The 13,975-nt window shown below is 70.1% G+C and carries 14 protein-coding genes; 5 read left to right on the top strand and 9 right to left on the bottom strand.

All coding sequences use genetic code 11. The annotated features are described in order from the left end of the window. Nucleotides 1-21: 21 nt before the first annotated feature. From EPAKOI_RS20155 to EPAKOI_RS20135, 5 genes are all read right to left on the bottom strand, one after another. On the bottom strand, nucleotides 22-765 hold the full coding sequence (locus EPAKOI_RS20155; RefSeq protein ID WP_253700226.1) for an endonuclease/exonuclease/phosphatase family protein: 744 nt from the start codon (nucleotides 763-765) through the stop codon (nucleotides 22-24). Nucleotides 766-785: 20 nt separating this feature from the next. After that, nucleotides 786-2,996 carry a VTT domain-containing protein gene (locus EPAKOI_RS20150; protein WP_423194442.1) on the bottom strand — a complete coding sequence of 737 codons (2,211 nt, stop codon included), beginning with the start codon at nucleotides 2,994-2,996 and terminating at the stop codon, nucleotides 786-788. A 108-nt stretch (nucleotides 2,997-3,104) separates the two neighbouring features. Further along, on the bottom strand, nucleotides 3,105-3,884 hold the full coding sequence (locus EPAKOI_RS20145; protein ID WP_423194441.1) for a helix-turn-helix domain-containing protein: 780 nt from the start codon (nucleotides 3,882-3,884) through the stop codon (nucleotides 3,105-3,107). Further along, entirely contained in the window at nucleotides 3,868-4,776 is a 909-nt protein-coding gene (locus EPAKOI_RS20140) for a DMT family transporter (protein WP_423194440.1), read from the bottom strand. Before EPAKOI_RS20140 ends, EPAKOI_RS20145 begins: the two co-directional genes overlap by 17 nt. Nucleotides 4,777-4,898: 122 nt before the next feature. Beyond that, nucleotides 4,899-5,774: a LysR family transcriptional regulator gene (locus EPAKOI_RS20135; RefSeq protein WP_124686527.1), complete on the bottom strand. Its 876-nt coding sequence runs from the start codon at nucleotides 5,772-5,774 to the stop codon at nucleotides 4,899-4,901. A gap of 94 nt (nucleotides 5,775-5,868) precedes the next feature. Here EPAKOI_RS20135 and EPAKOI_RS20130 point away from each other — a divergent pair, with 94 nt between their 5' ends. The 3 genes from EPAKOI_RS20130 to EPAKOI_RS20120 all read left to right on the top strand — a co-directional run bounded on the left by EPAKOI_RS20130 (nucleotide 5,869) and on the right by EPAKOI_RS20120 (nucleotide 7,620). After that, nucleotides 5,869-6,978 carry an NADH:flavin oxidoreductase/NADH oxidase gene (locus EPAKOI_RS20130; protein ID WP_423194439.1) on the top strand — a complete coding sequence of 370 codons (1,110 nt, stop codon included), beginning with the start codon at nucleotides 5,869-5,871 and terminating at the stop codon, nucleotides 6,976-6,978. A gap of 106 nt (nucleotides 6,979-7,084) precedes the next feature. Further along, complete coding sequence (locus EPAKOI_RS20125; RefSeq protein ID WP_313836385.1) at nucleotides 7,085-7,354, top strand: type II toxin-antitoxin system prevent-host-death family antitoxin; 270 nt, start codon at nucleotides 7,085-7,087, stop codon at nucleotides 7,352-7,354. Next, the gene (locus EPAKOI_RS20120) at nucleotides 7,351-7,620 is read left to right on the top strand and encodes a Txe/YoeB family addiction module toxin (protein ID WP_423194438.1); all 270 of its coding nucleotides are present in this window, start codon (nucleotides 7,351-7,353) and stop codon (nucleotides 7,618-7,620) included. Before EPAKOI_RS20125 ends, EPAKOI_RS20120 begins: the two co-directional genes overlap by 4 nt. A gap of 15 nt (nucleotides 7,621-7,635) precedes the next feature. Here the strand turns inward: EPAKOI_RS20120 and EPAKOI_RS20115 are convergent, their stop codons facing one another. From EPAKOI_RS20115 to EPAKOI_RS20105, 3 genes are read right to left on the bottom strand one after another with little or no spacing between them, the layout of a single operon-like run. After that, nucleotides 7,636-8,811, bottom strand: a complete 1,176-nt coding sequence (locus EPAKOI_RS20115; protein WP_423194437.1) for an L-rhamnonate dehydratase — start codon at nucleotides 8,809-8,811, stop codon at nucleotides 7,636-7,638. A gap of 26 nt (nucleotides 8,812-8,837) precedes the next feature. After that, nucleotides 8,838-9,863 carry a 4-hydroxythreonine-4-phosphate dehydrogenase PdxA gene (locus EPAKOI_RS20110; protein WP_423194436.1) on the bottom strand — a complete coding sequence of 342 codons (1,026 nt, stop codon included), beginning with the start codon at nucleotides 9,861-9,863 and terminating at the stop codon, nucleotides 8,838-8,840. 20 nt (nucleotides 9,864-9,883) lie between these two features. Continuing rightward, complete coding sequence (locus tag EPAKOI_RS20105; RefSeq protein WP_423194435.1) at nucleotides 9,884-10,849, bottom strand: Bug family tripartite tricarboxylate transporter substrate binding protein; 966 nt, start codon at nucleotides 10,847-10,849, stop codon at nucleotides 9,884-9,886. A 266-nt stretch (nucleotides 10,850-11,115) separates the two neighbouring features. Here EPAKOI_RS20105 and EPAKOI_RS20100 point away from each other — a divergent pair, with 266 nt between their 5' ends. After that, a complete protein-coding gene (locus tag EPAKOI_RS20100; RefSeq protein WP_313836217.1) occupies nucleotides 11,116-12,036 on the top strand; it encodes a dihydrodipicolinate synthase family protein in 921 nt (306 codons plus the stop codon). Between the two features lie 18 nt (nucleotides 12,037-12,054). Here EPAKOI_RS20100 and EPAKOI_RS20095 read toward each other — a convergent pair whose 3' ends face one another. Next, a complete protein-coding gene (locus EPAKOI_RS20095) occupies nucleotides 12,055-12,981 on the bottom strand; it encodes a LysR family transcriptional regulator (RefSeq protein ID WP_124686534.1) in 927 nt (308 codons plus the stop codon). A gap of 214 nt (nucleotides 12,982-13,195) precedes the next feature. Between EPAKOI_RS20095 and EPAKOI_RS20090 the strand changes: the two genes are divergently transcribed. Beyond that, on the top strand, nucleotides 13,196-13,798 hold the full coding sequence (locus tag EPAKOI_RS20090) for a BON domain-containing protein (protein WP_423194434.1): 603 nt from the start codon (nucleotides 13,196-13,198) through the stop codon (nucleotides 13,796-13,798). The last annotated feature ends 177 nt before the right edge of the window (nucleotides 13,799-13,975 follow it).

Below are 13,975 nucleotides of genomic sequence, written 5' to 3'. Positions count from 1 at the left end.
GCCTATATTGCGATGCAGCGGCTAGCGCGACGTGAGCCGCATGCGCGCCAGCAGCGGCAGATGGTCAGACGCCAGGCGCGACAGCGCCGTGCGATGGCTGGTCACCGCCACCAGGTGCGCGCGTGGCGAAGTCCAGATGCGGTCGAGCGCCAGGAACGGCATGCGCGACGGAAACGTCGACACGTGCGGCGTGCGCTCGAAGTAAGCATGGAGCCAGCGCAGCGGGCGCCCCCACAGGAACCACTCGTTCACGTCGCCCAGCAGGATGGTGGGCTGCTCGGGCGCCTCGGCCAGTGCGGTCAGCAGCCGCTTGACCTGCCAGCGGCGCTCGCCGGGCCGCAGTCCCAGGTGCGTGGCGATCACGCGCAGCGCGAACGTGCCGGACTCGATGGCATTGCATTCAAGCTGGGCGTCGATGGCGCCGCGCGGCTCGCAGCCCCTGACGCTGAGGTCGATGTGCCGCACGGCCAGCGGCCGGTAGCGCGTCAGCAGCGCGTTGCCGTAGTCGCCGTCGTCGCGCACCAGCGTGGGCCCCGGTATGGCATGCAGCCCCGTGTGCTGGGACAGGAAGCGCAGCATGTCGAAGCCGGTGCCGCGCGTTTCCACCTCCTGCAGCGCGATCAGGTCGGCGCGCAGTTCGTGCAGCACCTCGCAGATGCGCTTGGGCACGAAGTGGCCGTCGGTGCCGACGCCCCCGTGGATGTTGTAGCTCGCCACGGCGATCTCCGCGTGGAGCGCGCCGTGCGGCGTGGCGTGATGGGTCATGGGCCGGGTATCCGGTGCGTTCATCGCGCCCCCTGGCCAGACGGCGGCGGGCAGCACCGCGCCGCGCCCGCGCCACTGCGCAGGGCCGCCTCCGACGCCTGCGCGCGCCGCTGGCGCCGGCGCCGCAGCACCCACCACAGGCCCAGCGGAATCAGCAGCACCACGCCCAGCCATGCAAAGCTGGCCGCGCCGGGATCGCGCGCGACGGCGGCAATGCGGTCCACCAGCGACGCCGACACGATGATGCCCGGCGACATGCCGATGGCCGTGCCCAGCAGGCAATCCCGCAGCCGGATGCGCGACGCCCCCACCACGAGGTTGACCAGCGTGAACGGCGCCACCGGCACCAGCCGCAGCACCACCATCGCCAGCAGCCCGTGCTTGCCCACCTGCTGCGTCAGCCGGTTCAGTCGCCGGCCGCCAAACCGCTGCACGGCGTTGCGGCCGATCACGCGGCCCACGGTGTAGGTGGCGGCCGTGCTCAGCACCGTGCCGCCCAGCGCGATGGCCGCGCCATAGAGCGGGCCGAACACCACCAGCGTGACCACGATCAGCACGGTCACCGGGAACAGCGCCAGCCCGCCGGCCACGAACGCGCCCAGCATCGCCAGCGGGGCAAAAGGCTGGTCATCGAGCTGCTGGACGGTGGCCAGCAACTGGCGAAAATCGGTCCATTCGCGCAGCGGCGTGTAGCGCCACGCGAACACCACGCCGGCAACGAACAGCACCAGCGCCAGCAGCATGACCACGCGGTTGGCCACGCGCGGCCGGCCTTCCTGGCCGACGAACTCGGACACGATCTCGTCCGGGTCGATCGGCTCCATCGGGTCCAGCAGCCCCGCGTCGGGCAGGGCGGCGTCGATGTTCTCGGGCACGGTCGGCACGAACGGCTGCAGCGTGCGCCCCTCGGGCCGGTACAGCGCCGCCAGCGCGGTGTTCAGCCGGCCGTGGGTGTCCAGCGCCTGCGCCAGCGCCTCGGGCGTCACGGCCAGGTGCTCGCACAGCAGGCGGTCGCGCATGGCGCGAATGCCGGCCGCGATGCGGGCGTCGCCGTTCGACTCGATGACGAGGTTGCACTCGGTATCGAGCCCGAACGAGCGGTTGCTGAGGTTGGCGGAGCCGATGGTCAGCAGGCGGTCGTCCACCACCATGACCTTGGCGTGCACGTTGACGCAGGCATCGCCCAGGTCCGGCACGTGCGGGCAATAGAGCTGGAAGCGGCCGTCCGGGTCCGCCTCGCGCAGGCCGCGATAGAGCCGCGCGCGCAGCACGCCCATGCTCGCTTCTTCCAGCCAGCCGCTCTCGGTGCGGCGCGATACCAGCGCGATGTCGGGCCCGTCGGGCTCGCGCAGCCTTGCCTCGAAGGCGTCGGCGATCAGCCCCGAGCTGAAGTACTGGTTTTCGAGATAGACGCTGTCGCGCGCCGCGGCAATGGCGTCGGTGTGCAGCGCGCGGATCTCGCTGACGGCGGGCGAATCGGGCCGTTCGGGATAGGTGCGGCTGATGCCCACGCGCACGTCGGTGATGTCGGGCATGACCTGGCCGGGCCACGGATCGGTGCCCACGGGGGCGTCCGGCGCCGGCACGCGGGGGCGGCGCCCGGTGGCGCGCAGCCAGCGTTCCGCGGCCATGTCGCCCAGCGCCCGCGCGGCCGGGCCATCGACCACGCACTGCACGTCATGGAATGGCGGGTAGGGCTTGCCGTCGGGGTCCACGCGGCGCGGGTCGTTGGGCAGGTGGTGGTGGGTGTCCCAGCGGCGGATGGTCAGGTCGAGGCCGCCCACGAACGCCACGCGGTGGTCGATCACGACGACCTTCTGGTGGTGCGAGGCGCCCGACGGGTGGTTGCCGTCCAGGCAAAAAGACAGGCGGCGGTGCGTCTGCCAGTGCTCCTTGGCCGACGGCAGGAATTCGCGTTCCAGCGCGAAGACCATCGCGTAGTCCCAGCTCAGCACATAGATGCGCAGCCCGCGCCGGCGCCGGCACAGCGCGTTCAGGAAATCGCGCAGCTCGGCCGGCAGGCCGTCGGTGGGGGCGTCGGGCAGCAGCCGCATGCGGCTGTCGATGTCCCATCCGAGGATGAACACGCTGTGCTCGGCGCGCGTCAGGGCCTCGCGCAGCGCGGGGAAGTAGGCGTCGGCGTCCACCAGCATCGCAAAGCGCGCGCTGGGCTCCACGCGCCAGCAATTGTGGCCCGGGCGCAGCAGGGATTCTGGGGCATCGTTTCTCATGGCGAACGGTAGCCCGCGCAAGTTTCGTACCGGTCGGGCGGCCGCATGCCGCCGTGGGGCGGCGCGCGCCGGTCGTGTGCGGCTTACTTGCCTTTGTAAAAACTGCAGTCAGGCAGCGGCGGGCAGGGCGGCGCTGCGCCAGGCGGCTGGCGGCATGCCGAAGCGGCGCGCGAATGCGCGCGTGAAGGTGGTCTGGTCGGGATAGCCGACGCCGGCCGCGATGTCGGCCAGCGGCATCGTGCCGGCCATCAGCCATTGCACGGCCTGGTCCAGCCGCAGCCGTGTCTGGTAGCCGTGCGGGGTGTCGCCAAAGGCTTCGCAGAACAGCGTGTGGAAGCGGCGCGGACCCCAGCCGATGCGCGCGGCCAGCGCGTCGACGCGCAGCGGCGTGGCCAGGTGGGCGCGCAGGTAGTGGTCCACGGCGGCCACCGGAAAGCGCTCGGCGGCATCGCCCTGCCGGTCATCGAGACCGAGCATCCGCGTCAGCCCGCCGGCCAGCGCGGCGGCGCGCTGCCACGCGTGCTGGGCGGCCATGCCGCTGCCAGCGGGCGCCGCCGCCAGCCGGCGCACCTGCACGGCAAAGCTGGCATCCATCGCGAACATGCGCGGCCGGGCCATCAGCCGGGCCGGCAGCGCCACCGAACTGGACGGGAAATCGGCCACGAGCTGCAGGTTGTCGGGCAGGCCGCTGCACAGGTGGTGATGCCCGGCGGGAATCACGAGGCCCTGGGTGCGGTCGACGCGGTACGCGTGGCCGTCGATCTCCAGCTCGGTCTCGCCATCGACGCCGAACAGGAGCTGGTGATAGTCGTGGGCATGGCCGAATGGCCGCCGCTGGTAGCGGCGCGGCTCGACCAGCGGAGACGCATGCTCAACGAGCTTCGGCATGGCGCTGCCTCCCCTGTGTCTGGCACAGCCAGACCCCGACCCCGGCGACGGCCATGCCGCACCACTGCAGCGGCCCCAGCCGGTCGCCGAACAGCAGCGCCGCCTGCACGGCCGCCAGCGGCGGCGCCAGGAACATCAGCGCGGCGGCGTTGGCCGCCTGTCCGCGCCGTACCAGGCCCAGCAGCAGCCACGTGCCCAGCCCGGACAGCACCACGGCCGCCCAGAGCAGCGCGGCCCACAGCGTGAGGCCGGACGTCCAGCGCAGGCCGCCGATGCCGCCGGACGCGGCCACCACGACGGCGGCCACCAGCAGCGCCCCGGCGTTCTGCCAGGCCGAGCTGGCGCGGATATCCGCGCGGGCAATCGAGGTTTTCTGTAGCAGCGTTCCCATCGTGATCGAAATGATCGCCAGCACGCCCACCAGCACGATCCACGGCGAGACGGCGTGCGGCGCACCGGCCTGCATCGCGGGCAAGACTACCAGACCCACGCCCAGCGCGCCCAGCGCCAGCCCGAGCCAGGTGCGCGACGTCGGCTGCTCCTTGAGCAGCGGTATCGCAAGCAGCGCGGTCAGCAGCGGCTGCAGCGCGCCCAGCAGCGCCATGATCGACGGCGACAGGCCGTGCGCCACGGCGCCATAGCCGGCGCACAGGTAGATGCCCTGCATCAGCGCGCCGGCCAGCAGATGGCGCGGCACCTGCGCCAGCGGCGGCCACGCGGCACGGCCGGCCGCCGCCACCGCCGCGAACATCAGCGTCGCCAGCGCAAAGCGGGCCAGCAGGAACAGGCTGGTATCGGCCACCGGCACCACGGCCTTGCCGACGATGAAGCCGGTGGACCAGATCAGGACGAAGGCCATGGCGGGCAGCCAGGCGGGCAGGGGGCGCGGCATGGTGGGGTGGGGGCGGTTGGCGGAAAGCGGACCGGAGGGGTGGAATCTGCCGCGCAGCCTATCGCAACGCGGGCGGCGTGTCTTGGCAAATCCTGCAGCCGGTGCCTGCCATCGGCACAGCCTCAGGCCGCCGCCTTGACCTGGGTGCGCAGGTAGTCCACCACCCGCGCCACGCGCGGCGGCAGCGACCACTCGGAGCGGTGGATCAGCCACAGCTTGTCGATCACGGGCGCCTGGCAGTCCAGCACGCGGATGCGGTCCGGCTGCACAAACGCCTCGCGTGCGTAGCGCGGGATCACGGTAAAGCCAAAGCCGCGCGCCACCGGTTCCAGCATCAGGCTGACCTGGTTGCTGAAGCCCCGGCACGGCAGCGTATGGACGCCCGGATTGCCGGGGTAATGCCGGCTCAGCAGCCGGTTGGCCATGGTCTTGCCGTCGGGATGGTCGACGAAACCAATGCGCTGCAGATCCTCCCAGCCGTCAACCTGTTCGCTGGCCGGGTAGACCAGCTCCAGCGGCTCCTCGCTGAACGGGCTTGCCGCCAGACGCGGCTCGTCCGGCTTCAGCGATACCAGCCCGACATCGAAGCGGTTCTGCAGCACGCCTTCCAGCACTTCGGCATCGGGCGCGAAGCGGTGCCGGATGATCAGCCCCGGCGTGCGCGCCTGCAGGTCCAGCAGGCGCGGATAGAGGAACAGGCCGATGCTGCCCGGCGTGATCAGCCCGACCACGCCGCTTTCGGCGTTGGCGCTGAGGCGGGCGCGCAGACGGTCGTTGGCCACCTCCATGTCGCTGCAGTATTCCAGCAGCGCCTTGCCGGCCGGCGTCAGTTCCAGCGCGCGCGGGCGGCGGATCAGCAGCGGGCCCAGCGCCTCTTCCAGATGGCGGATGTGCTGGCTGACGGCGGCCTGTGTCAGGCCCAGTTCGTCGGCGGCACCGGTAAAGCTGCCGGATTGGGCCAGCATCGCGAACGAACGCAGCCATTGCGGGTTAAGCATAATGAACTCTTATTGAAGCGATAAGGCGTAGACGGTTTTCATTATAGCGACCCGTCGCTACTATCGCTGCATTGCAACACGTCTCGACAATTTCATGACTACGCCTGCACTTTTCACGCCGTTTACCCTCAAGGAAGTCACGCTGCGCAACCGCATCGCGGTGCCGCCGATGTGCCAGTACAGCGCCATCGACGGCTTCACCAACGACTGGCACCTGTCGCACTACGCCGGACTGGCGCGCGGCGGCGCGGGGCTGGTCATCGTCGAGGCCACGGCGGTGTCGCCGGAGGGCCGGATCTCGCCGGGATGCACGGGGCTGTGGAATGACGAACAGGCCGTCGGCATGGCCCGCATCGCCGAGGCGATCAAGGCCGGCGGCGCCGTGCCCGGCATCCAGATCGCCCATGCCGGCCGCAAGGCCAGCGCCAACCGCCCGTGGGAAGGCGACGACCATATCCCCGAAGGCGACCCGCGCGGCTGGCAGACCATCTCGCCGTCGGCCAAGCCGTTTGGCGCCCATCTGCCCAAGGAACCCAGGGCGATGACGACCGAAGACATCGCGCGCATCCAGGCCGATTTCGTGGCCGCCGCCAAGCGCGCCCGCGACGCGGGCTTCCAGTGGCTGGAACTGCACTTTGCGCACGGCTACCTGGCGCAGAGCTTCTTCTCGGTCCATGCCAACACGCGCACCGACGCCTATGGCAACGATGCCATCGGCCGGGGCCGCTTCCTGCTGGAAACGCTGGCCGCCGTGCGCGAAGTCTGGCCGCAGAACCTGCCGCTGACCGCCCGCTTTGGCGTCATCGAGTACGACGGCAACGACGAGCAGACGCTGCGCGAATCGATCGAACTGGTGCGCGCCATGCGCGAGGGCGGGCTGGACATGCTCAACGTCAGCGTGGGCTTTTCCACGCCGGACGCCCAGATCCCGTGGGGCCCGGCCTTCCTGGCCCCGATTGCCGAACGCGTACACCGCGAGGCGGGCCTGCCGGTGGCGTCGTCGTGGGGCATCGACGACCCCGTGGTAGCCAATCGCGTGGTCGAAGCGGGCCAGATGGACCTCGTGATGGTGGGCCGCGCGATGCTGTCCAACCCGCACTGGCCGTACCAGACTGCCATGAAGCTGGGCCTGGAGCGTCCGTCGTGGGTCCTGCCGGCGCCGTACGCGCACTGGCTCGAACGGTATCGGGTGCAGTCGGCCTGATGCAAAACGCGTCGGCCCCGCGAACGGGCCGACGCGCCGCCGTTTGACCGGCGCGCCATAGCCGCTATACTTGTACAGTTAATTGGACAAGTACCGGAGTTGAATGATGCGCACCGTCCACTTCTCGGATGCCCGCAACAACCTCAAGGGCGTGATCGACCAGGCCATCGATGACCACGAGGCGGTTCTGATCACGCGCCGCGACGCGCCCAACGCGGTGATCATGTCGCAGGCCCAGTACGATAGCTGGGCCGAAACCATCTACCTGCTCAATTCCCCCGCCAACGCCGCCCATCTGTCGCGTTCGCTCGAACAGTTGCGCGCCGGCGAGGCCAAATCGCGCACCCTTCTGGACCCCGATACCCCGACCGAATGACGCGCAACATCCTGTTCACCGCGGATGCGTGGGCGCAATACCTGTTTTGGCAGGGGCAGGACCGCAAGACCCTGAAGCGCATCAACCAGCTTGTCGAGGATGCGCGGCGGTCCCCGTTCGAGGGGATCGGCAAGCCGGAGCCGCTGAAGGGCAACCTGACCGGCTTCTGGTCGCGCCGCATCGACGATACCAATCGGCTGGTCTACAAGGCCGACGACGCGGCCGTCTCGATCGTTAGCTGCCGCTACCACTACGGCGACCGCTAGCCAGCCCCTCGCCCGTTACTCCACGATCTCGAACGCGTCCAGGTACGTGTTGTTCAGCGTCAGCCCCAGGCCCGGGACGTTGTCGTCCAGTTGCAGGAAGCCGTTGTCGGGCGCCGGTTCCCCGTTGAAGATGTAGTAGAACAGTTCGTTGCCGACCTCCACGTCGTGCACGGGGAAGAACTCGGCCATTGGCGACGCCGTGGACGCCATCGTCAGGTGGTAGTTGTGCATCTGGCCGGCGTGGGGGATCACGGGCACCGACCACGCCTCGGCCATGGCGTTGATCTTCTGCGCGGCGGTGATGCCGCCCACGCGGTTGGTGTCGTACTGGATCACGTCCACCGCGCGGCGTTCCAGCAGGTCCTTGAATCCGTACGACGTGAACTCGTGCTCGCCGCCCGAGATCGGGAACGGGCTCATCTTCTTCAGTTCGGCGTAGCCCTCGATGTCGTCGGCGATGACCGGCTCCTCCAGCCAGCGCGGGTTGAACTCGGCCAGCCGCGGCACCATGCGGCGCGCATATTCGAGTGTCCAGCCCATGTAGCACTCCAGCATGATGTCCACGCCGTCGCCCACCAGCTCGCGCAGCAGCCGCACCTGTTCCAGGTTCTTCTGCATGCCGGCGGCGCCGTCGCGCGGGCCGTAGCCGAAGCGCATCTTCATCGCCGTGAAGCCCTGGTCCAGGTAGCGCTGCGCCTCGCCCAGGAAGGCGTCGCGGTCGTCGTTGTTGTAGAGCTTGGACGCATAGCACCAGATCTTTTCCTTGGTGCGGCCGCCCAGCAGCTTGAACACGGGCCGGCCGGTGGCCTTGCCCATGAGGTCCCACAGCGCGATGTCCACCGCCGAGATGGCGGCCATGCCGATGCCCTTGCGGCCCCAGGCGTGGGTGCGGCGGTACATCTTCTGCCACAGGTATTCGTTGTCGAACGGGTCCTGGCCGATCACGATCGGCGCCAGGTACTGGTCGACGATCTGCTTGGCCACGCGCGGCGCCAGCGCGCAGTTGCCGATGCCGACGTGCCCGTCGTCGGTTTCCACCTCCACCACCAGCCAGCCGTGAAAGCGGAACGACCCCATCGCGTCGCCGCGGTCGAACAGGATGTCGGTGGCGTTGGTGCAGAAGTGCGCCTGCGGCGGCACGGTCTTGCCCTTCCATTCGAAAACGCGGGCGCGGACGTTGGTGATCTTCATGGTCGATTCCTTTGAGCGGGACGGGGTCAGGCGGCGCGGGCGTCGGCCAGCCGGCGCGCGCCCATCTGGCAGGCCAGGTGGAACGCCTGCAGCGTGGCGCCCGGGTTGGCGCGGCCCTGTTGCGCGATGTCGAACGCGGTGCCGTGCGCCGGCGTGGTGATTGGCACGGGCAGGCCGCCCTGCACGGTCACGCCGCGCGAGAAGCCCATCAGCTTGATGCCGATCTGGCCCTGGTCGTGGTACATCGTGACGATGGCGTCGAACTGGCGTTCGTCGGGCCCGCCCTGCACCTTCAGGAAGATCGTGTCGGCCGGAAAGGGCCCCTGCGCGGCCACGCCGCGTGCCTGGGCGGCGGCCACGGCCGGGCCGATCACATCGATTTCCTCGCGGCCGAAGGCGCCGTTGTCGCCGTTATGCGGGTTCAGGCCGCAGACGGCGATGCGCGGGGCGGCCACGCCAGACTGGCGCAGCGCGTGGTCGATCAGGTCGATGGCGTCGCGCACGCGCTCCGGCGTGATCAGCGCGGGCACGTCGCGGATGGCCACGTGCGACGTGACGCGCGACGTCCACAGCCCGTCGAGCACGTTGAACTCGCAGAACGGGCCCCGGTAGCCCAGCCGCTCGGCAAACCAGTGCAGCTCGTCGTTGTGGCCCATGCCGGCCGCGTGCATCGAACTCTTGTTGAGCGGGCCGAACAGGATGGCGTCGGCCTGGCCGGCCTGCGCCAGGTTCAGCGCCACCTGCAGCGTGCCCAGGCAGTAGCGGCCGCCCTCGGCACTGGCGGCGCCGCGCGGATAGGCGGGGTTGCCGTCGAGCGCCCAGTGATGGAGCCGCGGGCCCTGCTCGGTGCCCTGGAAGTCGGGCCGGTCCACTTCGGGCAGCGTCAGCGAGACGCCGGCCACCTGCATGGCGCGTCGCCATTCCTCGCGGTCGGCGATCAGCAGGATGCGGGCCTGCGCGGCCACGGGGTCGGCCAGCAGCCGGGCAATCAGTTCGGGGCCGATGCCGGCGGGGTCGCCGAGCACCATTGCGATACGGGGACGTGGCGTCATGGTCGGGATAGGGTTTGGGGTCAGTCGAGCTTCACGCCCAGTTCGGCGATCAGCTTGCCGTAGCGCGCGTATTCGCTGCGCGAGAAGGCGTCGAAGCGGGCGGCGTCCATCGTGCCGGGCACCGCGCCAACGTCGCCCAGCCGGCGCAGCGTGTCGGGGTCTTTCATGACCTGTGCCATGGCGGCGCCCAGCTTCTGCAGCGTGGCGGGCGGCGTGCCGCCCGTGGCGTAGACGCCGTACCAGGTGTTGGCCTGGATCTCGGGCACGCCGGCTTCCTTCAGCGTCGGCACGTTCGGCAGCAGCGCCGAGCGCGTGTCCGATGTCACCGCCAGCGCGCGCAGCTTGCCGGCCTTGATATGGTTGATGACCGACGGCATGGTCTCGAAGCTCATGTCCACCTGGCCGCCCATCAGGTCGACCAGCCCACTGGCGCTGCTCTTGTACGGCACGTGCAGCATCCGGCCGTGGATCTGGTGCGCAAAGGCCGCCGCCGCCAGGTGCTGCGTGCTGCCGACGCCGGACGAGCTATAGCGGTACTTGTCCGGATGGGCCTGGATCTGGGCCACGAGCGCGCGCGCGTCCTGCACCGGCAACTGGTTGTTAACGACCAGCACGTTGGGCACCTGCGCCACCAGCGCCACCGGCGCCAGGTCCTTCAGCGGGTTGAACTGGAGTTTGAGCAGGTGCGGCGCGATGGCCTGCGACGTCGACACGCCCATCAGCAGCGTGTTGCCGTCGGGCGGCGCCTTGGCGGTCAGGTCCGCGGCGATGGTGTTCGACGCGCCCGGGCGGTTGTCCACCACCACCGGCTGCTTGAGGATCGCGGCCAGCTTGTCCGCGACGATGCGCGCCATGATGTCCGTGCCGCCGCCGGGGGCCGCGCCTACCATCATGCGTACCGGGCGAGCGTCATCCGCCCAGGCGGCGGGGGCTGCCAGGCCGAACCCGACGATGCCGGCCAGTGCGCCGGCCATCCAAGTCTTCATGTCTGTCTCCGTGGCACGCAGTCTGCGCTGCGTGAGACCCACTATACGGAGCGCGGCGGGCGCCGAAAACTGAGCATTTCTGAAGCGGCGATAAGCAGTGCTGATATCCGGGTTAACGCGGGCGGGCCCCGGGCGGCGGCTGGCGCGGCGCCGGCCGGGCGCCGAGCGATCACCGCAGGCGATCACGGTATCGGCACGTTTCATTAGGCAGCGCGCGGGCCGGCCCGTATATTGGGCGGCACAACATCAGACCCAGGAGACAGCGCATGACGACCCCCGTGTATCGCGGAGTGTTCCCCGTGGCCCCGACCATCTTCGACGCCCAGGGCGGGCTGGACCTGGACGGCCAGCGCCGCTGCATCGACTTCATGATCGACGCCGGATCGGACGGCCTCTGCATCCTGGCCAACTTCTCCGAGCAGTTCGTGCTGACCGACGACGAGCGGGCGCGGCTGATGACCACGGTGCTGGACCACGTGGCCGGGCGGGTGCCCGTGATCGTGACGACGACGCATTTCAGCTCGCGGATCTGCGCCGAGCGCAGCCGCGCCGCGCAGGACGCCGGCGCCGCCATGGTGATGGTCATGCCGCCGTACCACGGTGCCACGATCCGCGTGCCCGAGCCGGCCATCTTCGACTTCTTCGCGACGGTCTCGGCGGCCATCGACATCCCGATCATGATCCAGGACGCGCCGGTCAGCGGCACCACGCTGTCAGCGCCGTTCCTGGCCCGCATGGCGCAGGCGCTGCCGAACGTTTCCTATTTCAAGATCGAGGTGCCGCAGGCGGCAGCCAAGCTGCGCGAGCTGATTGCGCTGGGCGGCGACGCGATTGTCGGGCCCTGGGACGGCGAGGAAGCCATCACGCTGATGGCCGACCTGGAAGCGGGCGCCACGGGCGCGATGACCGGCGCGGGCTATCCGGACGGCATCCGCCAGATCCTGGACGCCTGGCAGGCCGGCGATGCCGAGGGCGCCGCCGCCCGCTACCAGCAGTGGCTGCCGCTGATCAACTACGAGAACCGCCAGGGGTGGCTGGCGACGGCCAAGGTGCTGATGCAGGAAGGCGGCGTGATCCGCTGCGATGCGGTGCGGCATCCGCTCCAGCCCATGCATCCGGCCACGCGCGAGGGGCTGCTCCGGGTGGCGCGGCGGCTGGACCCGCTGGTGCTGCGCTGGGGGCGCTGAGCGGGTTGCAACCAGGCGCTAGGCCGCGCGGGCGCGCAGGGCGTCGATCAGCAGGCTCATCGACGCCGTGGCGGGCCGGCCGCGCCGCGTGACGATGCCGTACGGCCCGAGCTGGATCGGCAACGGCAGCGGCAGCACGGCCAGCGCGCCGAGCCGCGCGTAGTACGCGGCCACCGATTCGGGCAGCACGGCCACCAGTTCGCTGTCGGCCAGCAGCGACGTGGTCATCAGCACGGCGGCGGTCTCGATGGTCGACGGGGGCGGGGCGACGCCGGCGTCCTCGAACGAGCGGTCGATCAGCGCGCGCATGGGGCTGGGGCGCGGCTGCATGATCCACGGGTAGCGCGTCAGCTCGGCAAACGCCAGGCGGCGCTTGCGTGCGAGCGGGTGCTGGGGGCCGACCACGATCGCCAGGCCCTCGTCGCCCAACTGCTCGAAATCGACGCCGCCGGCGTCCCAGCCTTCGGGCACGCGGCCGAGCACGACGTCGAGCTGGTCGCGCTCCAGCAGCGGCATCAGCACGTCGCTGGTATCGACCTGGACAGCGATTTCGAGCTGGGGATGGTCGCGGTTGAGGTCGCGGATGGCATCGGCCAGCAGACCCGGGGCTGGTGCCATGACGGCGCCGACGCGCACGCGGCCGATCTTGCCGGACGCCAGCGCCACCAGCTCATCGCGCAGGCCGGCCATGTCGGCAAACACAAGCTTGGCGTAGCGCGTGGCGGCATGGCCGAAGCGCGTTGCCCGCAGGCCGCGCGCGTGGCGCTCGAACAGGGCCACGCCAAGCAGGTCTTCCATGTCCTGCAGCATCTTGCTGACGGCGGGCTGCGAGAGCGTGAGCGCCTCGGCCGCCTGCCGCAGCGATCCGCGCGCCTCGATGGCCACCAGCAGGCGCAGGTGCTGCATCTTCAGGCGGTTGTGCAGGGCGGAGACGGACGGAATCATGGTCGGGGGCGGGCTGGGCCCGCAGGCGGGCGGCGCATCATTCTAATGTGCCGGCGCGGGCGGCCGGGGTGGCGGTAAATCTTCCAACGGATGGGGCGGGCTACACGCGGGCGCCTGGGCAGGCACCGCTGCGGAGGCTGGCTGTGGGGGTTTTTCGTCGCGGAACGGATTTTGCATCGTGTCTTTCCCATCGCCACCACTACGGGAGACCGATATGACGAAGCACAATCGCTGGTTCCAGCCCGGTGTGTCCGACGCCGGTAGCGACTGGGCCGTCCATGACCAGACCGAGGACTTTGGCGGCCCGGAGGCGTATCCCCGGCCCTGGGCGCGCGGGCGCGAGGCCGACACGCGCGTGTACGAACAGTCGCGCGTCGACCCCGCCGCCTATGGCATCTCTGAGGATGACGGCCTGCGCACGGCGCCCGGCCGCGCAAGCTGGCACCGCGCCGCCGACGTGAACTGGCAGGACCGCCACGAGGACGGCGCGCTGCGCCATCGTCCGGGCAGCGGCGGACGCCCGGCCGGCATGCCGCACGAACAGTCGCGCGGATATGGCGAACGGGTCGAGTGGCGCTCGCAGCCGGTCTGGCCGAAGGGCTACACCCGCTCCGACGAGCGCATCCGCGACGATGTCTGCGAGCGGCTGGCCCATGACGGCCGGGTGGACCTGCGCGAGGTCGAAGTCGATGTCGAGGCCGGCGTGGTCACGCTGAAAGGCAGCGCCCGCGATCGCGGGGAAAAGCACCGCATTGAGGACATCGCCGGGCATGTGATGGGCGTGAAGGACGTCCAGAACCAGCTTCGGGTGGGCTGAACGCGAACACGGCGAGGGGCGGGGCGATGTCTGACCCCGCCTCGGATTCTTAAAATGCCATTAACCGCCAAGCGTTTCTGACGCCCGCAACGTTTCGGCGACAGCGCAGGCCGTGCGGCGTGCAAGTCTCATGGCGAACTGCAGGGTTACCCGACCTGCGTCAACGTGGAGCCGCCA

The sequence above is a fragment of the Cupriavidus sp. H18C2 genome (assembly GCF_049393795.1).
GTDB lineage: Bacteria > Pseudomonadota > Gammaproteobacteria > Burkholderiales > Burkholderiaceae > Cupriavidus > Cupriavidus pauculus_C.
The sequence above is the reverse complement of the archived record's forward strand: the minus strand, read 5'-3'. Positions and strand labels throughout refer to the sequence as shown.